The organism is Vibrio sp. TRT 2004 (genome assembly GCF_050113735.1).
In the GTDB taxonomy this organism is placed as follows: Bacteria; Pseudomonadota; Gammaproteobacteria; order Enterobacterales; family Vibrionaceae; genus Vibrio.
In genome coordinates, this window is the sequence record NZ_JBNJOH010000007.1 from 16333 (window position 1) to 41500 (window position 25168).

The following is a 25168-nucleotide window of genomic DNA, read 5'->3' on the forward strand; positions in this document are numbered from 1 at the left end:
TCTATCTACGTTTGGTTTGGAGCTAACGTCAATGAAGAAATGGGCTACTCTATTAGCTGGTAGTGCATGTGCGCTTTCTCTGTTCTCTGGTTCAGTGGCAGCGGACGAAAACAAAGAACTGGTATTTATGAACTGGGGTCCTTACATCAACAGTAATATCCTAGAGCAATTTACCAAAGAAACGGGTATCAAAGTTATCTACTCGACTTACGAGTCAAACGAGACTTTGTACGCGAAGCTAAAAACTCATAATCAAGGTTACGACCTAGTCGTACCTTCGACGTATTTCGTAGCAAAAATGCGCGACGAAGGTATGTTGCAGAAGATTGACAAGTCTAAGCTGTCAAACTTCGACAACCTTGATAAAAATTACCTAGATAAGCCATACGATCCTAACAACGACTACTCTATTCCACACGTTGTTGCGATTACTGGTCTTGCGGTAAACACAGACATGTACGACGCGAACGATTTTCAAAGCTGGGCGGATCTATGGAACCCTGAGCTTGAAGGTCAGCTAATGCTAATGGATGACACTCGTGAAGTGTTCCACATCGCTCTGCGCAAGTTAGGTTACTCTGGTAACTCAACTGACCCTAAACAGATTGATGAAGCGTACGCGGAACTTCAAAAGTTAATGCCAAACGTATTGGTCTTTAACTCTGATAACCCAGGTGCTCCTTACATGTCAGGTGAAGTTGGCGTTGGTATGCTTTGGAATGGCAGCGCAGCGGCAGCTCAAAACGAAGGTATGAACCTTAAACTTGTCTTCCCTAAAGAAGGCGGTATCGGTTGGGTTGATAACTTTGCTATTTCTTCTGGTGCGAAAAACGTAGATGCGGCACATAAGATGATCGACTTCTTACTACGTCCAGAAATCGCTGAGCAGATTTCTCGTGACACAGGTTATCTGACAGCCGTTGCTGAGTCTAACGCGAAGTTCAAAGACATCGCTCCACTATTCCCTTCTCAAGAAGATCTTGACCGCGTAGAGTGGCAAGATTCAGTGGGTGACTTGACGGTTAAGTACGAGGAATACTTCCTTAAACTTAAAGCTGGTCAATAAGTCAGCGAAAATTATGAAAATAGGCAGCCTTGGCTGCCTATTTTGGTCTTGGACTGATATAATTCCGTTTTGTATCTCTTGTTGTCCTAACAAGAAAGTTAACTCACTGCTTAATCAGAGTATTTGGCTTGGATGGGTCTTATGCTGATTAAGCAAAGAAAAACGGAAACATAATGAAAAGTAAATTCTATGCAAGCGCACTGTGCGCAGCGACTTTGATCGCTACTCCTGCAATGGCTGCTGATCAAGAACTCTACTTCTACAACTGGTCTGAATACATTCCAAATGAAGTTCTTGAAGACTTTACAAAAGAAACTGGGATCAAAGTTATCTACTCGACTTACGAGTCTAACGAAAGCATGTATGCCAAGCTTAAGACCCAGGGTTCTGGTTACGATCTAGTAGTACCGTCTACTTACTTCGTGTCAAAAATGCGCAAAGAAGACATGCTTCAACAAATCGACAAAACTAAGCTGTCTCATTTCAGTGATCTAGACACTAACTTCCTTAACAAGCCGTTCGATCCAAACAACAATTACTCTATCCCTTATATCTGGGGCGCAACGGGCATTGGCATCAACTCAGATATGCTAGACAAGTCGTCAGTCACAAAATGGGACGATTTCTGGGACAGCAAGTGGGAAGGCCAATTAATGTTAATGGATGACTCTCGCGAAGTGTTCCATATTGCCCTAACCAAACTAGGTTACTCACCAAACACAACCGATCCAAAAGAGATCGAAGCTGCTTACCACGAACTGAAAAAGCTAATGCCAAACGTATTAGTTTTTAACTCTGATTTTCCTGCAAACCCATACCTAGCTGGTGAAGTATCACTCGGCATGCTTTGGAACGGCAGTGCATACATGGCGCGTGAAGAAGGCGCTTCAATCGATATCATCTGGCCAGAAAAAGGCACCGTTTTCTGGATGGATAGCTTAGCGATTCCAACTGGCGCTAAAAACGTTGATGCTGCACACAAAATGATCGATTTCCTACTTCGTCCAGAGAACGCCGCTAAGATTGCACTAGAGATTGGTTACCCTACTCCTGTAGCGACAGCGCATGACCTACTACCAAAAGAATTTGCTAACGATCCAAGCATCTTCCCTCCACAAGAAGTGATGGACAGCGGTACATGGCAAGATGAAGTTGGCGAAGCGAGCGTGCTTTACGACGAATATTTCCAGAAACTAAAAGTGAATAACTAATCCAAAAATTAGTTTTCAGTTATATACTTAAAAAGCGGCTCCGGCCGCTTTATTTGTATTTGCAGCCCATAGACGCCGATCTCGCAAAGGAGCAGCTATTGAGTATAAATACCAAATATTATCTAGTGTTACTCTCCTCCGCCTTTATTGGGGCCACGACCTTTATTACTACTTACTTCGGCCAGACATTGAATATCGAGTCACGTAATGACTTACTGTTTGAGTCGAACACACTGTTCATTCTACTGTTTATCTACTTTATCCTGGCGCGAAAAGTGGTGACCAACAGATTGGTTAAAATCGGTTTCCTGCTGCTCATTCTTAATCAGGCTTACGACGTCATCACAGAGATAGACGAGCTTGATAGGTGGGCCGATAACAATGACTTCCTTCATACTCTGATTGAAGATGGCAGCCTACAAATTGCCTATCTAATGATCGCATTTGGTATCACTCGTTTAGTGTACGACATGCACAATAGAGCGACCATCGATGAGTTGACGGGTTTATATAACCGTAAAAAACTATCAGAAATTGAATTAGACACTTTTGATTTAATTTATTTCGACCTTGACGGTCTTAAACTGGTCAATGACAGTGAGGGGCATTCTGCAGGTGATCTGTTAATCATACGCTTTGCGCGAGGGTTAAAATCTTCACTACCCAGCCGGGGAAGCGCGTACCGAATTGGTGGCGATGAGTTCGTCGCTGTTGTGCCTGTTGGTCACAGTGATGAACTGATTAAGAATCTGGATAAACAGCTTGAGGAGCGCTCTATCAGTTACAGCTATGGTATAGAGCCACAAACCAGACGGGAAAAATTTAAAGAAGCGTTGATCAAGACCGATCAAGCAATGTACCTAATGAAAAACTCCCAGCGCAATGGCTGAGAGTCTATAGCAAAGATTATCTTAAGCGTGTTTTACATCCGCTTGCTGCAGTGCAAGGATCTCTTCTACCAATTTAGGTACTTCAATACTCGCCTTTCCGTAACGCTTCTCTTCAAACTCACTTTCTACTGCACTCGGCTCCAAGTTGATTTCAATCGTGTGTGCGCCATGCATTTTAGCGTCATGCACGAATCCAGCGGCAGGATAAACGACCCCAGACGTACCGATAGAAACAAACAAGTCAGCAGCTTCTAAGGAGGCATAAATATCGCCCATTTTTAAAGGCATCTCACCAAACCAAACCACATGAGGCCTCATTTGAGCAGGGATCTGACAGCAATGGCAAAGATCGCCGGTATGGATTTCACCCTTCTCTTCAACAACCTGATTTGATTCACTGCAACGCGCTTTTAATAGCTCGCCGTGCATATGGATGACATTATTACTCCCACCGCGTTCATGGAGATTGTCAATGTTTTGGGTAATAACGGTGACAGTACCTTCCAGCTCCTGCTCGAGTTTGCCCAAAGCAATGTGAGCAGGGTTTGGTTTGATTGTCGGATTTTGTAGCCCTAAGCGACGTTTATTATAAAAGTCTTGCACTAAATCTGGATTACGCTCAAAGCCTTCCGGCGTTGCCACATCTTCTATACGGTGGTTTTCCCACAGCCCATCCTGTGTGCGAAACGTTTCAATACCAGACTCAGCAGAGATTCCAGCGCCGGTTAATACAACGACATTACGATACGGGAGCTTCATACCACATCCTCTTTAGTGTTCATTGAGTTAGCTTAGCATTGTCTGATTCTCGGTATAAGCCAACAAGATTAGACCATGGTCGAAGTTACCGCAGTTTTACCCATTTTTTGTGAGGTTAAACAAAAAGGCAGCCACTTGGCTGCCTTCCGAAACACCAATCTTCACGCATTTAATCTTCGTTTGTTGACGAAATTTTGTGAATTGCCAAATCGGCACCGTTAAACTCATCTTCTTCAGAAAGGCGCAGGCCCGTTAGTTTATTGATGACACCATAGACGAGCACGGCACCGACTAGAGCAATAGAAATGCCCGCCAAGGTCCCTAGAACTTGCACTGTTAAACTGACGCCACCAAGACCGCCGAGAGCACTCTGGCCGAAAATACCTGCCGCTACACCGCCCCACGCGCCACATACCCCGTGCAAAGGCCAAACACCCAGTACATCGTCAATTTTTGTCTTGTTCTGTAGGTAGGTAAATAAGTAAACAAACAGAGCGCCAGCGAGTGAACCTGTGACCAACGCACCAATCGGATGCATCAGGTCTGAACCCGCACAAACTGCGACAAGTCCTGCTAAAGGACCATTGTGGATAAAGCCTGGGTCGTTTTTGCCTGCAATTAGCGCTGCTACAATGCCGCCCACCATCGCCATCAAAGAGTTCATGGCCACAAGACCACTGATGCCATTCAGTGTCTGAGCTGACATGACGTTAAAGCCAAACCATCCGACGCATAGAATCCACGCACCTAACGCCAGAAACGGAATATTGGATGGGGCAAAGTTTGTGTGTTTACCCGCACGGACACGACCTTTACGCATACCGAGGAAGATAACCGCAACCAGAGCAATCCAACCTCCGACACCATGAACGACTACAGAACCTGCAAAGTCGTGGAAGCCATAGCCAAACTGTGTTTCAAACCAATTTTGAACACCGTAGTTGCCATTCCAAATCATGCCCTCGAAAAGTGGATAGACCAAGCCTACCGTAAAAAACGTGGCAATTAAAATGGGATATAAACGTGCACGCTCAGCAATACCACCGGATACAATAGCAGGAATCGCAGCGGCGAACGTTAGTAAGAAAAAGAACTTCACTAGCTCGTAGCCGTTGCCTTGCGATAAGGTTTCTGCATCGGCAAAAAAATTGGCCCCATAAGCCACCCAGTATCCAATGAAGAAGTATGCGATGGCAGAAATGCCGAAATCGGCAAGAATCTTGACGAGTGCGTTGACTTGGTTTTTGTGACGGACTGTCCCTACTTCAAGAAAAGCAAAGCCTGCGTGCATCAAAAATACCATGATTGCACCGAGTAATAAGAACAGTGTATCTGAACTTTGTGTCAGGGTTTGTACCGCTCCATGTACCTGACTGGCATCTACGCTCATTGTCATTTGTCTCCTTTGTCGCCCAACGTCTGTGCGCTGGGCATTTTTGTTTCACCATATTGGTGAATTGATAGTGAGACATAGCAAGGGCAAGCTTTGTGCCAAATAAATCACATAATTATCAACTCATGTAATTCATTGATTTTACTTATCAAAACGAATTTCTAACGATAAAGTTGCGCAACGAAAGATAAGAACGACGCATAAAAATGCACTTTTTTGGTGAGACCGCACCAACTTAATGCGCTCAAATTTTGTGCACGCAATAAAAAAGCCCTGTTGAACAGGGCTTTAGATTCGCTATAAATTGGGGCCTTTGACTATGCTAAATGGCTGATTTTCTCTAAGCTTTTGCATCCCCTGATACATGCGTACAAACCACAATAATATCGCAATCGCACCAAACAGCATTCCCACGTAAGGGATGTAGTACGCGATTTCATCGATAACATTGCTGTTGTACCAGTAGTCGTTAACACCAATCAGGACACCATTAGATGTCGCGACTGTGATAATCAGCACCACAAAGAAGGTTAGGTTTAGGAAGAAAGTACGAATCAAACCGTAATAGTGTGAATCAACAATCTCACCATCCTCTCCTTTATCCAAACGATAACCTGCATAGATAATCGCGATCACTCCAGAGATAAGGCAAGTGAATGGAGTAAATATGCTAAGGATATACGCTACCCAAATCCCGTTATTAGGCTTGCTCATCGGCGCGCACTCCTTTCACATCTTGAACGGTTGTTGTTTGTTGTTCCTGCTCTTTAGCCATCATTTCTTGGTACCAAAGATCATGATGTTCTTTTGCCCAAGTCTCATCAACTTCACCGGTGACCATACCTTCTAGCGCCCCTTCCATACCAAACAAACCGATGTAGATATGGAAGACGAAGCCGCAGATAAGGATCAGAGCAGCCAACATATGAACTAAGTTCGATAGCTCCATGTCGCGACGAGTTTGACCGAAGATTGGGAAATCCAACACTAAGCCACTGAACGCGACAACACTACCAACAACGATCAGAAGCCAAAATAGCGCTTTCTCGCCCGCATTCGAAAACTCAGCTGAAGGGTGAGAACCTTTGTGCTTACCAACCATACCTCCAAGCTTCATAAACCAAGCAATGTCCACCTTCTTGAAGGTAGATTTACGCCACCATTTAATCAGCACACATAGCAGCAACACATAGAAAATTGGTCCTATGTAGTTGTGGTATTGTTTAGCCAGCATAATGATGAATCCCCACAGCTCTGTTGGGATATATGGTTTAAGGAAATGCTTACCGTAAACCAGCATTAAGCCGCTAAACGCGAGGGTCAAGAAGGTGAATGCCATACTCCAGTGCAGTGCACGATCAAGACGAGACCAGCGTTTGATCTTTTTGCCCGTCCGAGGCGCACTTAACATTAGCGGACCAATCACGATATACATCATGGTCACTAATGCGATACTACCGAAAATCGCCACAGCTCCCGCAGGAGACATCCATTTTTCTTTTAAAATGTACCAAGCTTGACCTGGGGTACTAATTAGCATTCCGTGCTCTGGGAACTGAGACGTCGTGTAGCCCACTTCGCCCTGACGAACTTGACGCCAATAATCGGCACCAGCTAATTGCGTCATTTCACGTTGTGCAACATCAGACTCTTTTTGCTCAGCATGCGCAGGCAACGACAAAGCAAAAAGCAATGCTGCCATCAGTGACAGCATCGCAAGAGATGCACGTTTAAACATTGAAAACATGAATCTCTCCACCGTTAGCTTTTCGTTGCGTCATAAGACAGATCATTGCCATCTGTCCAGCCCGCGCCCTTGGCTCCACGTTCAACAACGCGTTGACGGAAGATGTCAGAGACCTTTTCTGCATCACCGGCAAGCAGCGCTTTTGTCGAGCATAGAGAAGCACACATTGGGAGCTTACCTTCTGCAATGCGGTTGGCACCGTATTTTTGGCGTTCTTCTACCGAACCTGGTTCAGTTTCCGGACCGCCAGCACAGAATGTACACTTGTCCATTTTACCGCGTTCACCAAACGAAGCTTGTTTAGGGAACTGAGGAGCACCAAACGGGCACGCGAATAAGCAGTAACCACAACCGATGCAAAGATCTTTGTTGTGTAACACGATGCCATCTTCGGTGTGCTCAAAACAGTCAGCAGGACACACGGCTTTACATGGCGCATCGGTACAGTGCATACACGCAACCGAAATCGAGTTTTCACCTGGTTCGCCATCATTGAGTGTGACTACGCGACGACGTTGAATACCCCACTCAAGCGCATCGTCATTTTCGTTCTTACATGCAGTGACACAACCGTTACATTCGATACAGCGTTTGGTGTCACAAAGGAATTTCATTCTAGCCATCAGTGGACTCCTTACGCTTTGCGAATGTTACATAGGGTGACTTTAGTTTCCTGCATCTGAGTAACAGGATCATAGCCATAAGTGGTGGCAATATTTGCTGATTCACCAATGACATATGGGTCACAACCTTCTGGGTACTTAGAGCGAAGATCTTCACCTTGGAATTTCCCGCCGAAGTGGAACGGAATGAAGGCAAGGCCTGGTTTCACACGACGAGTCACCATTGCTTTTACGTGAATGCGGCCTTTCTCAGCACCTTCTACCCACACCATATCGCCATCTTTAAAACCAAGGTCATTGGCATCTTTCGGGTTAACTTCTACAAACATCTCTTGTTGAAGCTCAGCGAGCCATGGGTTTGAACGTGTCTCTTCACCACCACCTTCATATTCAACCAAACGACCAGACGTTAATATAATTGGGTACTCAGCAGAGACATCTTTGTCTTGGATCGACTTGTACATGGTCGGTAGACGGTAGATAGACTCACTGTCATCCCATGTTGGGTAATCAGCAACAAGGTCGCGGCGAGGTGTGTACAGTGGCTCACGGTGCAGCGGAACACGGTCTGGGAATGTCCAAACCACAGCACGCGCTTTCGCGTTACCAAATGGAATACAACCATGTTTAATAGCTACTCGCTGAATACCGCCAGAGAGATCCGTTTTCCAGTTTTTGCCTTCTGCCGCGGCTTTCTCTTCTGCTGTGAGGTCATCCCACCATCCGAGTGCTTTGATCAGTTTGTCGGTAAATTCTGGATATCCATCTTCAAGCTCACATCCTTTAGAATAACTATCTTCAGCAAGAATATTATTGCCTTCAAATTCCACACCAAAGCGAGCACGGAAGTTACCACCGCCTTGAGCAACTGGCTTAGACGTATCATAAAGAATATGCGTACCCGGATGTTTCATCTCAGGCGTACCCCAACACGGCCATGGTAGACCATAGGTTTCACCATGAGCAGGACCACCTTCACCTTCTAACGACGTCTTGTGGAAGGTGTGCCAATTTTGTTGGTGCGTTTTCAAACGCTCTGGGCTTTGACCCGTGTAGCCAATTGTCCACATACCACGGTTAAATTCACGCGTGATGTCTTCGATAAGTGGTTGGTTGTTTTCAACTTTTACGTTTTTAAACAGTTGATCGGAGAAACCAAGCTTCTTAGTCAGAAGGTACATGATTTCATGATCAGGTTTTGACTCGAACAACGGCTCAACCACTTTGTCACGCCATTGAATAGAACGGTTTGACGCTGTCACACTGCCGTAGGTTTCAAACTGAGTGGTCGCTGGAAGAAGGTAAATGCCATCTGTACGGTCGTTCATTACCGCAGCAACTGTTGGATATGGATCGACGATCACCATCATATCCAATTTTTGCATTGCCTTACGCATCTCGACGCCACGAGTTTGCGAGTTGACCGCGTGTCCCCAGTAGAACATCGCGCGAATGTTGTCATTCTGCTCGATATTTTCTTTGTTTTCTAAAACGCCATCGATCCAACGAGAAACCGGAATACCCATATTGTTCATCGGTTTCTTACCACGGTACTCATTTTGGTCGAATCGATTTTTAACCCACTCGTAGTCAAGATCCCACACTTTCGCCCAGTGTTTCCAAGAACCATCTGCAAGGCCGTAGTAACCTGGAAGCGTATGAGAAAGTACGCCTAAGTCTGTCGCGCCTTGCACGTTATCGTGACCACGGAAGATGTTCGCACCGCCACCTGACTTACCCATGTTACCTAGCGCAAGTTCCAGTACACAGTATGCACGGGTATTGTTGTTACCTGTGGTGTGCTGAGTACCACCCATACACCAAACAACACATCCAGGACGGTTTTCAGAAAGAAGTTTCGCCGTTTTGTATACATCGGCTTCAGAGACGCCTGTTACGCGCTCAACTTCAGCAGGAGTCCACTTTGCGACTTCCTGACGAATTTCATCCATACCAAACACACGTTGACGGATAAACTCTTTGTCTTCCCATTGGTTAGCAAAAACATGCCATAAAATACCCCAGATAAACGCAACATCTGACCCTGGGCGAAGCGAAACATAGTGATCAGATTTTGCTGCGGTACGTGTACGACGAGGGTCAGCAACAACGATCTTACAGTTGTTTTTCTCTTTCGCGATTAAGATATGCTGCATTGCCACTGGGTGCGCTTCAGCAGGGTTCGAACCGATAAACAGCATCGACTTACAGTTGTGCATATCGTTGAACGAGTTCGTCATTGCACCGTAGCCCCAAGTATTTGCTACCCCAGCTACTGTTGTTGAGTGACAGATACGCGCCTGGTGGTCTACGTTATTGGTTCCCCAAAGTGATGCCATTTTACGGAACATGTACGCTTGTTCGTTGTTGTGCTTTGCGCTGCCTAACCAGTAAACGGAATCTGGACCAGATTCTTTACGAATATCGAGAACCTTGTTACCAATTTCTTCGATAGCTTGATCCCAGCTCAGTTTGACCCATTTGCCATTTTCGAGCTTCATTGGGTATTTGAGACGGCGTTCACCATGGCCATGTTCACGCAGCGCTGCACCTTTTGCACAATGTCCACCAGCATTGAACGGGTGGTCAAAAGCAGGCTCTTGGCCTGTCCAAACGCCATTTTGTACTTCGGCGTAGATACCACAACCTACAGAACAGTGAGAACAAATCGTTCTTTTGATCTCAGTCTTCGCTGAAGGATCAACAGACTTAGCTTGCGCTTTTTTGATCATTCCTGGTGCGAACAGGCTTGCCCCTACTACGGCCCCGCCTGCTGCAAGGGTACTGTTTTTCATAAAGGCACGGCGTGAAACGCCGAGTTGGTGTTGCTCTTTGCTCACACTATCGGAGCGTTTAACTAGTTTCATTGGTTAGGCTCCTATAGCGTATCGTAGTAGTCACGAATATGCTGAGTTTCGTGATAGCCAGTTTTCTTCACGTCTTGTTTTGGCAATACAGATTCTGAAGCACTAGCCACTTTAGTGGTTCCAGCGACTACCGCTCCAGCAACTGCTGCCGTAGTTAAGCCTTTGAGAAGATCCCTGCGGCTTTGATTTAACTTATTATCGTCTTTCATTATTGCTTCCTTACCCTTATTAGTAGGTATTGCATCGATGTTACGCTTATTGCTGAGCTTGCTCGTACTCAGTCACGTTCTTAACATCAATTTTTAATTTGTTTTTTCCACTTTGTAGATTTTCACTAAAACGCACTTGCTCAAGGGTCATAAATGCGTCAGTTAATTCGGCAACAGCCAGGTAGAAATTGGCGTGCTGAGCAGCCTTGATCTGTTTCGTTAACGCGTTAAACCACGTTGCTAAGTGCTTATTGAAAAATACCTGTTGCAGCTCTTCATCTTCAGCGGTAAGTACAGACATCACTTCACAAAGTGCAGAGAAGTGATCTTCTGGCTCTTTGACTTGCTCTTCGCGCTCTAGACCAAGAATTGCAAGATCGTGACGAATCGAAGCCAATGGTTTTTCCATCAGTGAACCCGTAAGATGCCAAGAGGCGAAAGGCATCACTTCACCACGACCAATACCAATGAATAATTCTTGGTACTCATCGTTTAACGCTTCTTGGTTAGATTCTCGGGCTGCGTTTTGCAAACCGATCCAAGCGGACTGCATTGCGCTTGCACTCTGTTCAATCTCCAACTCACTGAGAAAACTCACCATCTCTTCTGATGGCGCCTGACGGAATAGTGCAGATAGCACAAGGTAAATTTCAGCGCGTAGAGTTTGTTGTTGATTTTCCATTGCTTTCTACCCTAGTAATTCAGTTGTTTAGTTGGGTCTTCCGCCATCGATTCGAACATATCGACAACACGACAGTCTTCACACATCGCAATTCTGTTTAGCGAAGCTTGGTCTGAAAAATGAGAGTGACCGCGTAACTTATTTTGAAGCATGTCAATCATTGACTGTGGGGCAAACGGCTTTTGACAACGAATGCATTCCGCGGCTTTTTCTTGATGGATTACCGTCGCTTGCTGACGACTCGCCTTGTCCCAGTTCATACGTGTTGTCATCGTAAGCGCCTGCTCTGGACACGCTTTAGTACATAAACCACATTGAATACAGTCTTGTTCGACGAACTTGAGCGACGGAGAGTCACCGTCAGTATGCAACGCACGAGTTGGACACACGGCCACACAACTCATGCACAGAGTACAGTCACTCGATTTGCATGAAATATTGCCGTAAGGGGCATTGGCCGGAAGTTCAACAATGTTTTCGACCGGAATTCTTGACTGAGCAAGCGCATCTAGAGCCGTAAACAGTCGTTGACGCTTATTACCCGGCAAATCACCCAGTGCGAGGTCAAATGAATCCGTGCATAAAATCGGAGCACCTTCGCGTAATGACTCTAGGTATACGATGTCGATGGTTTCTTTCGCGATACCGATTTGAGCCAGCAGTTCTTGTGCGACTGCAACTTCATTGTTGAGGACTCGTTGAATCGTTTCAGGCATGAAACGGCTCGCGGCGAACAGCACTTGTGTTGCGCCATTTACTAATGCAGCAAACCAAGAATCGACGCCAACAGACGGCAACTCTTCAACAACGATAGGGATTACGTTATCAGGTAGCGCCTTAAGTGCTATCACGTTGTATTGCTCGTGACGAGAACTACAAATCAGTACGATCGGATCAACACCTCCTTCTGATTCATAATTTGCTAAGGTTCGTTCGATGAATTTTTGTGTATCTTGTGGATTCGGTAACGCATAGTGAATTGCTTCTGTCGGACAAGCAGTGGCACAAGTACCGACGCCTTGACATAAGTAAGGGTTAATCTCAATGCGATGACCGGTTTTATCACTGCCTTCGCTCGACAACGCACCAGCAGGACAGGCGTCAACACATCTCTCGCAACCTTTTACACCACGAGAGCTATGCGCACATTTGTCTGTATCCAGACGGAAAAATTTGGGTTTATCAAATGTCCCCATCAGCGTCGGAATTTCTTCTAATGCTTCAGCCAGTTTTGGATAACCTCTGCCAACTGGGTAATAACCAGGGACAGGAACCTCTTCACTCATGCAACTGTTGAGGCACAGATCCAAAACGATATCAAAACAATCATGATTTAACGCGACCTTAGCCAGATTGCTCTCTAGGCCGTTGTTTTCGATTAGCACCGAAAAGGTGCCCAGGAATCCTGATACTTGAACTGTGTTAGCGTAATACAGATTCGCGTGTTGACCTTGTTCGCCATCAGTAGAAAGCAAGGTTAGGCTATTCATTTGACCCAATTGAGCAGCAGCGCTTTCGATGATGGAAGTCGGACCGACGATAAGCGTATTACCACCACTCTCGTAACTTACCGTGGGAGGAATTAAGTTCGTTAGTTCAACCGTGTTCTCAAATGCATAAAGACGCGCTTTACCATTGGATGTTGACGATGATTCTTGTAGTAGTTGTTTTAGCATTGCTCAGTTCCAGTTAGAACGGAATATTCACCTGCACTCTTAACTGCAAATGCTGTACCAACTTTTATTTACATTAAAATCAATGAATTAGAATATTTCCTTATCTTTATTGGTGACAAAAAAACAGAGTGAGACAAATTGTCCCACTCTGTTAATTGATGGTTTAGTCAAAATGTACCTATTTATTGTGTGGTATATTTTGTCCCATCGATTCTCGCTCAAGTTCTGACTCTTGTTCAACTTCTTCGGGTTGAATCAAGGAATCTTGATCGGTTAGCTGGTAATTATTATCCAGTTCAGAAGACGGTTTCGGCTCTTCTTCGCGTGCGTTGACCCATTCGCGAAGTTTGCTGGCGACTTCTGAAGAGAGATTCTTAACCGCTTTATAGTCATGATCGTAATCATTGAGCCCGTCAATTTCACTGAATTGCCCTGATAAAAAGAGTTTGCGTAACGCAGCCTTTTTGACCGCTGACTCGACCTCTGAAGTCAACAAAGACGCGACGCTGAGCTCAGATTCACTCGCTTCTGCACTCTGTTGTTCAGGGATGTCTGGCGCAAGTTCCAGTGAAGAATCAGCGTTATCTGGCAAATTTGTACTTTCACCTGATTCAACCAACTCAGGCTCAGAACCTTGCGCATCGAGTTTACGTTGTGACCAGCGACTTAGGAAACTAGTTGCCACTTGCTCTACCCGCCCCTTTACGCTTTTTACGTCTTTCTTCTAGCAGTTCACCATGACGACCAATATACGCCTCCATCCATGCTTGTACCGCAAGCGGCATGTCATTAGAAAGCACTAGGTAATCGCCATCCATGTATTGGCCAGCAACACTTTGCGAGGCTGTGAGTATGACAATATTAGGATCGTCTTCGGACTCCATAGTATCAAGAACCAAAAATAGCTTAGGTTGTTGAGAACTCAAGTTAAAACGGTAATCCGTTCTTTCATCCCGATGCAGTTGCAGCGCAATGACTCTCTGGTGCGACTCATCTGGCTGTAGATCAAAGCTTGAAAGTTGCCACTGCGTCGTCGTCCATAGTCCGGTACTAATTTCATGTGCGATTAAATTGCACCCGATTGACCATAAATCTTCGGACTTTTCTGCTTTAACGGACATAGTTTGCTGTTCTGGCATAGTTCACCAACTTGTACACTGTTGTTTGTCAGGTTTGGATTGTGTAATTGATACAATCTGGGTTTTACTTTGCAATATTTGTACCTAGTCCTAAACAATGCGATTCCCTACCCTTATTATAGAGGCGGAACATTATTTGCAAGCAGCACTCCGCGAATGCGGATAGATCGAATAGGATAACTCTGTGGTTAAACCAAACATTATTAAAACCAGTGAAAACCCAATGCAGACACTTGAAGTTGAAGTGTTTGATGAATATGGTGAAAAGCTCACCAAACAGATAGCTTGCGAACGTCCTTTAACCGTCATGCTTAACTGGAAAGAAGTGGTTACCTTGATGACATTAGGATCACGCCCTGAGTCACTCGTGCTTGGCTATTTAAAAAACCAGAGTTTTATTTCCGATCCACAGGCATTGGAATCTGTGATTATTGACTGGGAAACTCATACCGCAGCGGTAATCACCAGTGAAGACACTCAACAAGTCGAGGGCGCACTGAAGAAAAAAACCGTCACATCAGGTTGTGGTCAAGGCACCATGTACGGCAATGTGATGAAACAACTAGAAAACTATCAAGTTCCTCAAGTCAAAATTAAGCAATCAGAAATATACTCCGCGCTCGAAGCCCTGACTCACTACAACGACACCTATAAAAAAGCCGGCGCCGTTCACGGTTGTGCGGTATGTAAAGCCAATGAGGTTCTTTCTTTTGTTGAAGATGTAGGCCGTCATAACGCAGTTGATACGCTAGCCGGTGAAATGTGGCTCAATGAGCAAAGCGGTGATGACAAAATTTTCTACACCACAGGTCGCTTAACCTCAGAAATGGTGATTAAAGTTGCTCAAATGGGAATTCCCGTGCTTTTGTCCCGTTCAGGAGTGACGCAAATGGGGTTAGATTTGGCACAAAAATTTGGAATTACCACCATAGCTCGAGCCAAAGGTTTGAGGTTCCAGGTATTTACCGGCGCAGATAAAATGGAGTTTGACGTAAAAGGCAATCCAGCAAGTTAACCGATACTGGCAAAACACCTCCCATGCGCCCTTAATTTTATATTTCCCGGCATAAAAAGAGTTGCGGCAATGCGAGAGCAAGTGAAGCGTTACATTCTGCCAGAACGAAAAAACGGCCCAAATCAAGGGCCGTTCGTATAAGTAAAACTCTACCCTGTTCGTTCCAAACACGTAAAGTGATAGGAGTTATCCGCAAGGAGGCTTTTACTTGTCTGGCTGGAGAGAATTATCCCTCGATACCACGAGCTTTAAGGAACTCTGAATACGTTCCTTTGAAATCGGTAATTTTGTTGTTCTTGATTTCAATAATTCGAGTAGCCAGTGAGTCTACAAATACTCGGTCGTGCGAGACGAAGAATAGTGTGCCTTTGTACTGCTCAAGCGCGTTGTTAAGCGATTCGATCGACTCCATATCCATGTGGTTGGTCGGCTCGTCCATTAACAGCATATTCGGTTTGTGCATCATGATTTTGCCAAGCAACATACGACCCTGTTCACCACCAGAGAGTACTTTCACTGACTTTTTGATGTCATCTTGAGAGAACAGCATACGACCAAGGAAGCTACGGATAACTTGTTCATCATCTCCTGCTTGACGCCACTGGCCCATCCAGTCCATCAGATTCATATCTTCTTCAAAGTCATGCGCATGATCTTGAGCGTAGTAACTGATGTTAGCGTTTTCTGACCACTTAAATTCACCTGTGCGAGGCTCTAGTACACCCGCTAATGTATTAAGTAGTGTGGTTTTACCGACCCCGTTCTCACCGATGATAGCGACACGCTCACCGACTTCGAATATAGCATTGAAATCACTAAACAGATCGTCTTCAAAACCTTGGCTCAGATTTTCAACAATCAGTGCATTACGAAACAACTCTTTCGATTGCTCAAAACGAATAAATGGGTTCTGACGGCTTGATGCTTTAACTTCTGCCAGTTGGATCTTGTCGATCTGCTTAGCACGAGATGTTGCTTGTTTAGCTTTAGATGCGTTAGCCGAGAAACGTGCAACGAATGTCTGTAGTTCAGCGATCTGAGCTTTCTTCTTCGCATTATCAGACAGTAGACGATCACGTGCTTGTGAAGCCGCGGTCATGTACTCATCGTAGTTACCCGGATAGATTCGTAATTCACCGTAATCCAGATCCGCCATATGCGTACATACAGAATTTAGGAAGTGACGGTCGTGCGAGATAATGATCATCGTACAGTTGCGTTGGTTTAGGGTATCTTCTAACCAACGGATAGTGTCCATATCCAAGTTGTTGGTTGGTTCGTCAAGCAGCATGATATGCGGGTCTGCAAACAGAACCTGAGCAAGAAGAACACGTAGCTTCCAACCAGGTGCGACTTCGCTCATCAATCCGTAGTGTTGTTCTTCTGGAATACCCACAGCAAGAAGCAATTCACCCGCCTTAGAATCAGCCATGTAGCCATCCATTTCAGCGAACTGAACTTCCAAATCCGCAACTAACATGCCCTCTTCTTCGCTCATTTCTGGCAAGGAATAGATGCGGTCACGTTCTTGCTTAACTTTCCAAAGTTCTTTATAGCCCATGATAACCGTATCGATTACCGTGAACTCTTCATAAGCGAACTGGTCCTGATTCAGCTTTGCCACACGTTCGTTAGGATCGTAACTTACGTTACCACCAGTCGGCTCAAGTTCTCCGCTAAGGATTTTCATAAAGGTTGACTTACCACATCCATTGGCACCAATCAGGCCGTAGCGGTTACCTTCACCGAATTTTACCGAAATGTTTTCAAACAGCGGCTTGGCGCCAAATTGCTGAGTGATATTAGCTGTACTTATAATAGGACTATCCCCCTAATGAATTAGCATTAAAAATCAATTAGATATAGCTAATTACTAAATGTATTGATGTAAATTTGGCGCTATTGTAACAGGTAAGAAGTGTGAACTACATAACATGTTGCAGATATATCAAAAAGGAGCCGCTAATCGCTTAACAGCTCCTTCGAACTATTGGTAATACACAGTGGGTTTAGAAGGTAACTCGGCCACCCACTGAAACTCGCGCATTGGTCAATGTTGTGTCGATTCCAATTATCTTGCCAGTAAGGGCTGTATACTCGACACCGACATACCCGTACTTGAAGATTGTCGCTCGCGCACCGATACCCGCAGTCAGACCAGACATCGACGCGTCAAAACTGAATTGCGAGTTATCTTTGATGTTTGCCTTCTCCCAACCAATAGAGCCGTATGGCTTGATTGAAAACTCTTTTTCATCATCAAAGAAGAAGGTATAGCCAAATTCACCTGCCGCTCGAATATCGTCGTAGTCAGAGCCGTTATCATCCCCTTTGCTGTATGAGAAGGTGGTACCGAATACTCGGTTAAAATCGAAGCCAACTTCTACCCCATCCATATCACCTTTGACCGTCGTGTCCTGAATGTTATTGCCTGAGAATTCAAGCTCTGAGTTAACCGTCTGGAAACCGAAACGCGGTCCTGCGACATCTAAGTTTATAAAGTCTGAAGCGAACGTTGAACAAGTGACTGCCATCAATGCAGTCGTTAGAATCATCTTTTTCATGCTGAGTCATCCATTTTATATATAAGTTATTTTGAGACTCAAAATTACAAAATTTCTCTATCTGTGTATTTACATTAATCAGTAAAGTGACATTTCAAAATTGAGCATTTACTCTACTCGCGCACTAGTGTACTAGCTCGCATTGTAGGGGCATTCTCAACTGAGCTAACTTATTGAATCAACGCCGGTAATTAACTGCATTGTAAAGATTGTCTCAATTAGCGGATCACTATTATTAATGACATCGGTATGACACTTGACGCAAAGTTAAGAATATAGTTTTGCAGCTTAAATAAGTGGGTGTTTCACTCGCTTTCATTTCTAAAACTACTAAACTAACTCTAACCTCATAAGTTATAAGAGATTTTTATGCGTTTAATCGTACGCTTTTTATGTATGGCTAGCTTGATTACTGCGCTTCCTGCTTTGGCAGCTTGGCAGTATGATCTCCAGGCAATTCCTCAGGTGGACAGTGTCAGCAGTGACATTGAACAAGAAATAGCGAACCTTCCTGAAGCTTTGTTTATGACGGCTCAAGATAGAAGAAAGGTCAATCAGCTACTTGATGCCGTTCTTACTGAGCAACAAAAACAGATTGATCATTTCCAGAAAAACCTTGCGACTTTCCGAAAACATGGGGGGGACGATGCGTGGTTTGACACAGAATCCAGTTATCTGACGTTAACCAGTCTTGGCAAAAGTAAGGAGCAACTGCTTGTCCTGACCGATTCAGTTAACCGTGACAAGCTGACGGGGTTTGGTCCTTACGGGGTAACTCAGTTTAAACAGGAATGGCATCAAACCCAGCTTAATCTTGAATATTGGATCTATTTTCAACTGCGCAGTTTTAAATCACTGCTTGGCGAAGTCCTGATCTCACCGATTCCTGTCATTTGGGCTGGGTTGAAAGTACTGTTTATCTATTTTGGTCTGGTCTGGTGGCTAGCAAACAGCAAGCGCTTGATTCGCCTTTTCAAAGAAACTCAGCTTGAGTCGAATGCTAAGCCTGCATTGTGGGTTCGCCTTATCTGGTACATCAGTCGCGCCAACAGAGCGATCGCTTTCTTGATCGCGATTACCTTATCACTGCGTGTACTTTCTGGTATTCCAAGTCTTCAGCACCTGATTATCTTAGAGATATTTACTTGGTGGGTGCTCGGTGGTTCGATAGCGATTAGCTTTATTCTCGAGTTTGCGTATCGCAATAGTCGCTCATCTAATCCAGAAGTTGTTGCCTTGAGGCTATCGACCATTCGACGCTATGTCTGGAGCGCCATTGTCGCTGGTGTGATCTTACAAATCTCTATGCGCACCCTCGGTAAAGGAACCATTTACTATTGGATATATAGCGCCCTTTACGCTTGGTTTGTCTTGGTGACCTTATCGATTTTGCGTTTGTGGCGTAGCAAAGTATTCGCAACGGTTGAGCACTTAACCGACCGACCAGTATGGGTTAACTGGGCAGTAAGCCGCAAAGATGCCTTGCTGCTGAGTATTCCTGCGACAGCGATGGCAATGGTGTGGTTAATCATTCACCACTTCAAACATAGGCTCGTCTCTGCGCTTTCAAATTACAGTTTTTTCAGTCAAGCACTCGCCTACCTGTTCCGTATTGAGGTCGCTAAGCAAACTGGAAACAACAACGGCCAAAGCAACTTAGTGCGTGTTAAAGGTAACGACACATTTGAGTACGTTTCACCTGGGAGCTTTGACAGCACCATCATCGACTATGCGGGTGATGAAATTAAGCAGTTGTCTAAGTATTTGATGAGCGACAGTCCGGCGATATGCGTAGTGTCGGGTGAACGTGGCGTTGGAACCACAACACTCCTGCGTGGGCTTCTTATGAAAGTGAAAAATGCCGAGCCAATGTATCTAAGTTGTCCTTACTCTGGGTACAGCGAATTGCTCGCGCATTTGGCCGTTAGCCTTGGTTTAGAAGAAGACGCGACAGAGATCCAAATCTTGTCCCAATTGCGAAAAAGTGACACCACTTACTTAATTGCCGTGGACAACGCTCAACGACTGGTGAAACCAATGGTCGGTGGGCTAACTGACCTGATTCGTCTTACTAACCTCTTGCGCCGTTCAAAAAAGAACCATCGCGTTGTTATCGCAATTGAGAAAGCCAGCTGGCGTTTTGTCGATCGCGCTCGTGGTGAACGTCTGCTGTTTGATTTGGTCTCTTTTCTGCCTCGTTGGACAGAGAAACAGATCCATCTGTTACTCGATACCCGAATCAACCAACCTGAACAGAAACAGATTTCATTTGAGGGCTTAGTGGTTCCAAAACAGTGGGATCAGGAAGAAGTCACTGAAGAAGAGCGTGCTAAACAAGGGTTCTATCGAATTCTATGGCATTACTCTGATGGCAACCCTACCGTCGCGCTGCGCTTTTTCAGGTTGTCATTAAACCGCGATAAAGAGACGGAGCAGGTTTATATTCGCCTATTCCGCGCACCTGAATCACAAGAGTTGGAGAAAATGCCCAAACCTATGTTGGCTGTGCTGCGCTCTATTGTTCAATTGGAGATCGCTTCTCCAGAAATCCTGTCCGAATGTACTCAGTTGAGCATTGCCGAGATCACCGGCACACTGCGTTACTTCCAGAGCCGTGGTTATATTGAGTGGCTAGAAGACAAAGCGCGTGTTTCCGATCACTGGTTCCGTCATATAACCAATGTTCTCGATCGTCAGCATTTATTGGTGAAGTAACATGAAAAAAATTCTAATTGTCTTGCTTGGTTTGCTGGTCATCCACCCTGTTTTTGCCACTGAGGAAGTGGCCAGTGTCGAAAACATCGGTCAAATTGCCAGTCTGATTCGTTGGAGCGGTGTGTTCTTCTCGCTGCTGATCATTATCGCCACCTGGTTACTGCTTAAGTTCATCAATTCCATGGTTGAAAGCATTGGTGGTCAGTTTGCTCAGTACAGAATGCTGCTGCAAAAACTCCAGTCATTCATGCAGTTCTTTATCTACATGAGTGCGGGTATCTTGGTGTTTATGATGAGTTTCCGCATCAATGACCAAATACTCGCATTGATTGGCGGTACACTTGCTGTATCCGTGGGCTTTGCGCTTAAAGACCTTGCAGCGTCGTTTATTGCGGGCATGACTGTGATGGTCGATCGTCCGTTTCAGGTTGGTGACCGCGTCACATTCGAGGGTAACTACGGAGACATTATTGCGATTGGATTACGTTCCGTTCGTATGCGTACTCTCAATGACGACATCATCACCATTCCGAACAACAAGTTCCTCAACGAAGTGACGGTGAGCGGGAACTACGGTGCTCTTGATATGCAAGTTGTTATCCCATTCTATGTTGGGCTTGATGAAGACATTACGCTCGCTCGAGACCTGATTCAAGAAGCGGCGTCATCAAGTCGCTACATCCACTTACCTAAGCCTGTAACGGTACTGGTCAAACAAACCATCACTGATAACTACTTAGCCATTCAGTTGACGTGTAAGGCGTACGTGGTTGATACCGCTTACGAAAAGCTGTTTGAAACCGACATTACTCTGCGCGTGATGAAAGAGTTTAAAAAGCACGGTATTTGCCCGCCGAAAATTGCAGTTAACGCCAGTTAATAACACCGATAAAAACGGCCAGTACGATAGTCGCACTGGCCTTTTTTATAGATTGGTAATCTTTAGTTTGGGTTCGGCATGTTCGGGTAAATAGACACTAAAACAACTCCCTTTGCCCCACTTAGAAGTGACTTTTAGTTCACCACCAGATTGGCTCAGGATACTCTGCGATACGGAAAGCCCTAACCCTGTTCCATCGCGCTTGGTGGTGTAAAACGGCGAGAAGATTCGCTTCAGATTCTCCTCTTTGATTCCACACCCTTCATCTCTAACATGAATAATAGCGCCGACGGATTTGTCGCCTTCCATCCAGTCTTGTGTAGATATGAACAGTCGCCCCGTCCCCTTCATTGCATGGATACCATTCATCTGCAAGTTGACCAGTATCTGCAACAGTTGGTGACGGTTAACCTCAACAGAGGTATGAGCAGAGAGGTGTGTCTCAAACTCAACGCCGCGTTTTTTAGTTCCCGTCTTAACCAGAGTGATGCTCTCCTCAACAATGGGGTTGACATGTTGCCATGTGATTTCATCCTGAACTCCCCCTTGACGGCTGTATTGCAGCAAACTGCGAGTAATGTTTCGGATGCGATCTATCTGAGCATGAATGGCTTCAATCTCTTCTTTGACTCGATTAGATTCATCACCGAGTTCAAACTGCATTAACTCGACATTTCCCAGAATTACCGCTGTTGGATTATTGATTTCATGCGCAATACCCGCCGTCAATTCGCCAAGCGCGGCTAATTTCTCATTGACCACCAATTTGTCTCGGGTTTGGTTGAGTAGCTGGATATGAAGTTCCAGTTCCTCCGTTTTCTCTTTCAAACTGGCGGTGCGATCTTGGACTTTACACTCCAGTTCATTTGCCGCTCGCAACAATTCATTTTTGCGCTGCTTGAGCAGATCAAGCATGTTGTCGAATTGCTTAGCTAATTGCGCCAGTTCATGGTTCTCATCCAAACCGAGCGGGCCGATACGCGTTTCCTTACCTAACTGGATCATTTTGACGACGCGGTGAATGTGCTCAATAGGAATAAACAGATCTCTCGAACCGCGATAGACCAATAAGCTGGAAATGAGCAGTAGAAACAAGGTGGTTATCGAGATCTCAGCGATGTTGGTCATATAGGTGGTGACAAACGGCCATAGCAGGTAGCCGGTATAAAGCATACCAATCACATTGTCATATTGATCATGTAATGGTTGATAAGCCGTGATATACCAAGCGTCGTATACAAAGGCTAAGTCAACCCACTCCTCACCATTGATGAGTACCGTGCGTTTGACTTCGTCGGAAACGCGCGTACCGATGGCGCGTCCCAAGCGGTCATCACTGTCTAAAGGAACGTTGGTACTGATTCGCAGATCGTCCAAGAAGACCGTGAGCGTTCCCACGGGACGCAAGCTATCTTGTTTCGACGGATAGATTAAATCACGAATGGTATCAACCAAAACGGTGCTGTTGTTAAGCAGCAATCCACCATCTAGAAAACCAATAATATCATTGGCCTTGTTGTGAATAGGGATCACGGTTCGACTAACTAAGCCACGTCCTTCTATCTCGCTACTATTGAGAATCGGCGTCTGAGCTCGTTTTACAAGATCCGACCCTAGTGCATTGAGCTCCTGCTGAGTAAGTACATCGAAGAAGGATTCACGGCGAGTGAGATCCATAAAGCGAAATTTATTGACTAGGCTATCTACACGATGAAACCGTAAAAAATCCAACTTATATTCGATACGCTGGTCAGACACCCATTGTTGCAAATCTGCTTCGGGCATCTCACTGTTGGCCACTCTGGTTACAAAGTCGTAAGAGTTCGCAAATGCTTTGACGTGATTCGCTTGACGTTCCTGAATCAGTTCAATGCTGTTCTCTGCCACGCCTAAACGTTCAGAAACATCAATCAACGCGCTTTGCCACGTGTAATGAATCGACCAGTAGATGGTTATTCCAATCAGAGCGAGCAGAGTCAAAAAAATCGGCGCAGAGGTGAGGATCATCAGCCTATAGCGCACCATGGTTTTAAAGCGATAGCGCCATTTTGACCACAGAGACCAACGTGATGCTCTACTCGGCATGCGTTGACTCCTCACCATCCCACTCTTTGTATTTGCGCTCTAATGTCTTACGAGCTACGCCCAAATCACGTGCGGCGGCGGATTTATTACCATCGTGGTAATCAACCAACTGCATGATATGGGCTTTTTCAACATCCTTTAGCGCCCAGCTGTTTGGATAGCCAACCCCCTTGTTGGTATCGCCAGCCAGTTCGATTAATTCAACACCACTCGAAACCTTCATCGAAACAGAAGGTTTGTAAGCATCGCCATGAATCTCACGCCAGTAATGAGCAGGTGGTTTCCCTAGCAGAATACAACGTTCAATCAGGTTCTTGAGTTCACGGATGTTGCCTGGCCAATCATACTCATTCATCGCCAGAACATCTTCATGCGCCCACTTAGGGTCAGGCATTGCTAACTCCGCGGCGAGCTTTTTAGTAAAGAACGGTACCAACTCAATCAAGTCCGTCTTACGTTCTCTCAGCGGTGCAACATCAATTTTCAGTACGTTAAGGCGATAATAGAGATCCGATCGAAAATGCCCTTTGTTGACTTCTTGTTGAAGATTACGGTTCGTCGCAGCCACCACTCGCACGTCGACCGCCACTTCCTTCTCACTTCCCACTGGGCGAATTGTTCTCTGTTCCAACACCCTTAGTAACGCCGACTGCATTGGAAGCGGCATCTCGCCAATTTCATCTAAAAACAGAGTCCCCCCATTGGCGACACGGAATAAGCCTTCACGACTGCGTTTCGCCCCTGTAAAAGCGCCCGCGGTATGACCAAACAGTTCACTCTCTAATAATTCAGGGGCAATAGCGCCACAGTTGATGGGAACAAAAGGCCCATTACGCTGACTCGCATCATGTACACCCCTAGCGACCAGTTCTTTACCCGTTCCAGATTCGCCTTCAATGAGAACGGACGCACGTGAAGGCGCAAATTGAGTAATGAGTTGTTTCAGTTGTTTGGTTTTGTCGGAACCACCAACGATATCAGTCGCGATATGGCGCTTGAAGTCATGACGAAGCGCAAACTGATGGCGTTGTTCAAGACGTTTGTCCATACAACGTTGAACGGCATTAAGCATTTGCTCCAAATTAAACGGCTTAAGAATAAAGTCCGTCGCGCCGAGTTTGATCGCCGAAATAGCGGTATCTAAGTCGGCATATCCTGTCATAAATATCACGTCGGCTTTTTTATCATCGTCGTAAAACGCCTCTTCCCACTCAATACCAGAGCGACCCGGTAAATTGATATCCAAGATGATCAAATCGTAATGATTGGCACATCTGAGCGTTTCTGCCTCTTCGATACTTCCAGCGCAATCCACTTTTGAAAACCATTTACTTAGTGCTTTGTTTAATATCGCTTGCATTCCCGCTTCGTCGTCAACGACAAGAACGGAAAATGCTTGATATTGTGAAGCCTTATTAGGATCGAATGAAGGAGGCATTGTATTCCACTATTACTGTGTGACTATTGGGACAGAGTGTACCAAGTTTCCAAAGCTTGGTTATATTTAATGTGAGACATTTTGTCCCTCATCAAACTTTTTCCTTGTAACTTATTGATAATTCATTTGAAAAAGATCGCATTTTTTTGGCATCAAGATTGCTTTATATGCATGCCAACTTATAACACGTCAGAGTTGGCAGCGATTAG

The 25168-nt window shown here is 45.2% G+C and carries 21 protein-coding genes; 6 read left to right on the forward strand and 15 right to left on the reverse strand.

From position 1 onward, the window contains the following. Window positions 1-31 precede the first annotated feature (31 nt). From ACQEXR_RS04655 to ACQEXR_RS04665, 3 genes are all read left to right on the forward strand, one after another. Window positions 32-1066, forward strand: a complete 1035-nt coding sequence (locus ACQEXR_RS04655) for an extracellular solute-binding protein (RefSeq protein ID WP_269376471.1) — start codon at window positions 32-34, stop codon at window positions 1064-1066. 173 nt (window positions 1067-1239) lie between these two features. After that, entirely contained in the window at window positions 1240-2277 is a 1038-nt protein-coding gene (locus tag ACQEXR_RS04660; RefSeq protein WP_427019830.1) for an extracellular solute-binding protein, read from the forward strand. Window positions 2278-2375: 98 nt separating this feature from the next. After that, the gene (locus ACQEXR_RS04665) at window positions 2376-3167 is read left to right on the forward strand and encodes a GGDEF domain-containing protein (RefSeq protein WP_426951439.1); all 792 of its coding nucleotides are present in this window, start codon (window positions 2376-2378) and stop codon (window positions 3165-3167) included. Window positions 3168-3188: 21 nt separating this feature from the next. On the opposite strand, the gene cobB is transcribed toward ACQEXR_RS04665, so the two are convergent. The 11 genes from cobB to ACQEXR_RS04720 form a co-directional block, all read right to left on the reverse strand. Beyond that, window positions 3189-3926 (reverse strand): Sir2 family NAD+-dependent deacetylase, encoded by a 738-nt coding sequence (gene cobB / locus ACQEXR_RS04670; protein WP_427019831.1) that lies wholly within the window; start codon window positions 3924-3926, stop codon window positions 3189-3191. A gap of 169 nt (window positions 3927-4095) precedes the next feature. Beyond that, the gene (locus tag ACQEXR_RS04675; RefSeq protein ID WP_331416346.1) at window positions 4096-5316 is read right to left on the reverse strand and encodes an ammonium transporter; all 1221 of its coding nucleotides are present in this window, start codon (window positions 5314-5316) and stop codon (window positions 4096-4098) included. Between the two features lie 300 nt (window positions 5317-5616). Then, the gene (locus tag ACQEXR_RS04680) at window positions 5617-6033 is read right to left on the reverse strand and encodes a hypothetical protein (RefSeq protein ID WP_427019832.1); all 417 of its coding nucleotides are present in this window, start codon (window positions 6031-6033) and stop codon (window positions 5617-5619) included. Further along, window positions 6020-7066 carry a formate dehydrogenase subunit gamma gene (locus tag ACQEXR_RS04685; RefSeq protein ID WP_426951443.1) on the reverse strand — a complete coding sequence of 349 codons (1047 nt, stop codon included), beginning with the start codon at window positions 7064-7066 and terminating at the stop codon, window positions 6020-6022. Before ACQEXR_RS04685 ends, ACQEXR_RS04680 begins: the two co-directional genes overlap by 14 nt. A gap of 14 nt (window positions 7067-7080) precedes the next feature. Beyond that, window positions 7081-7689, reverse strand: a complete 609-nt coding sequence (gene fdh3B / locus ACQEXR_RS04690) for a formate dehydrogenase FDH3 subunit beta (RefSeq protein ID WP_006878919.1) — start codon at window positions 7687-7689, stop codon at window positions 7081-7083. A gap of 11 nt (window positions 7690-7700) precedes the next feature. After that, a complete protein-coding gene (locus tag ACQEXR_RS04695) occupies window positions 7701-10556 on the reverse strand; it encodes a formate dehydrogenase subunit alpha (RefSeq protein ID WP_138971904.1) in 2856 nt (951 codons plus the stop codon). Between the two features lie 11 nt (window positions 10557-10567). Then, entirely contained in the window at window positions 10568-10765 is a 198-nt protein-coding gene (locus ACQEXR_RS04700; RefSeq protein WP_138971905.1) for a twin-arginine translocation signal domain-containing protein, read from the reverse strand. A 46-nt stretch (window positions 10766-10811) separates the two neighbouring features. Then, the gene (locus ACQEXR_RS04705; RefSeq protein ID WP_331416302.1) at window positions 10812-11447 is read right to left on the reverse strand and encodes a molecular chaperone; all 636 of its coding nucleotides are present in this window, start codon (window positions 11445-11447) and stop codon (window positions 10812-10814) included. Window positions 11448-11458: 11 nt separating this feature from the next. Continuing rightward, complete coding sequence (locus tag ACQEXR_RS04710) at window positions 11459-13123, reverse strand: 4Fe-4S dicluster domain-containing protein (protein ID WP_426951445.1); 1665 nt, start codon at window positions 13121-13123, stop codon at window positions 11459-11461. Between the two features lie 178 nt (window positions 13124-13301). Next, entirely contained in the window at window positions 13302-13808 is a 507-nt protein-coding gene (locus ACQEXR_RS04715) for a DUF3306 domain-containing protein (RefSeq protein ID WP_427019833.1), read from the reverse strand. Continuing rightward, entirely contained in the window at window positions 13798-14262 is a 465-nt protein-coding gene (locus tag ACQEXR_RS04720) for a DUF3305 domain-containing protein (protein ID WP_138971909.1), read from the reverse strand. The genes ACQEXR_RS04715 and ACQEXR_RS04720 overlap by 11 nt, the downstream gene beginning before the upstream one ends. Before the next feature lie 184 nt (window positions 14263-14446). Here ACQEXR_RS04720 and fdhD point away from each other — a divergent pair, with 184 nt between their 5' ends. Continuing rightward, on the forward strand, window positions 14447-15277 hold the full coding sequence (gene fdhD / locus ACQEXR_RS04725; RefSeq protein WP_331416305.1) for a formate dehydrogenase accessory sulfurtransferase FdhD: 831 nt from the start codon (window positions 14447-14449) through the stop codon (window positions 15275-15277). A 226-nt stretch (window positions 15278-15503) separates the two neighbouring features. Here the strand turns inward: fdhD and ACQEXR_RS04730 are convergent, their stop codons facing one another. Together ACQEXR_RS04730 and ACQEXR_RS04735 are read right to left on the reverse strand one after the other, a co-directional pair. Further along, a complete protein-coding gene (locus tag ACQEXR_RS04730) occupies window positions 15504-17096 on the reverse strand; it encodes an ABC-F family ATPase (RefSeq protein ID WP_138971911.1) in 1593 nt (530 codons plus the stop codon). A gap of 190 nt (window positions 17097-17286) precedes the next feature. Continuing rightward, window positions 17287-17841 carry an outer membrane beta-barrel protein gene (locus ACQEXR_RS04735; RefSeq protein WP_427019834.1) on the reverse strand — a complete coding sequence of 185 codons (555 nt, stop codon included), beginning with the start codon at window positions 17839-17841 and terminating at the stop codon, window positions 17287-17289. A 369-nt stretch (window positions 17842-18210) separates the two neighbouring features. On the opposite strand from ACQEXR_RS04735, the gene ACQEXR_RS04740 reads away from it, so the two are divergent. After that, window positions 18211-20556 carry an AAA family ATPase gene (locus tag ACQEXR_RS04740; protein WP_427019835.1) on the forward strand — a complete coding sequence of 782 codons (2346 nt, stop codon included), beginning with the start codon at window positions 18211-18213 and terminating at the stop codon, window positions 20554-20556. A 1-nt stretch (window position 20557) separates the two neighbouring features. After that, the gene (locus ACQEXR_RS04745) at window positions 20558-21436 is read left to right on the forward strand and encodes a mechanosensitive ion channel family protein (protein WP_427019836.1); all 879 of its coding nucleotides are present in this window, start codon (window positions 20558-20560) and stop codon (window positions 21434-21436) included. Window positions 21437-21481: 45 nt separating this feature from the next. On the opposite strand, the gene ACQEXR_RS04750 is transcribed toward ACQEXR_RS04745, so the two are convergent. Continuing rightward, window positions 21482-23521, reverse strand: a complete 2040-nt coding sequence (locus tag ACQEXR_RS04750; protein ID WP_427019837.1) for a sensor histidine kinase — start codon at window positions 23519-23521, stop codon at window positions 21482-21484. Beyond that, a complete protein-coding gene (locus ACQEXR_RS04755) occupies window positions 23511-24959 on the reverse strand; it encodes a sigma-54-dependent transcriptional regulator (RefSeq protein ID WP_427019838.1) in 1449 nt (482 codons plus the stop codon). Before ACQEXR_RS04755 ends, ACQEXR_RS04750 begins: the two co-directional genes overlap by 11 nt. Window positions 24960-25168 lie beyond the last annotated feature (209 nt).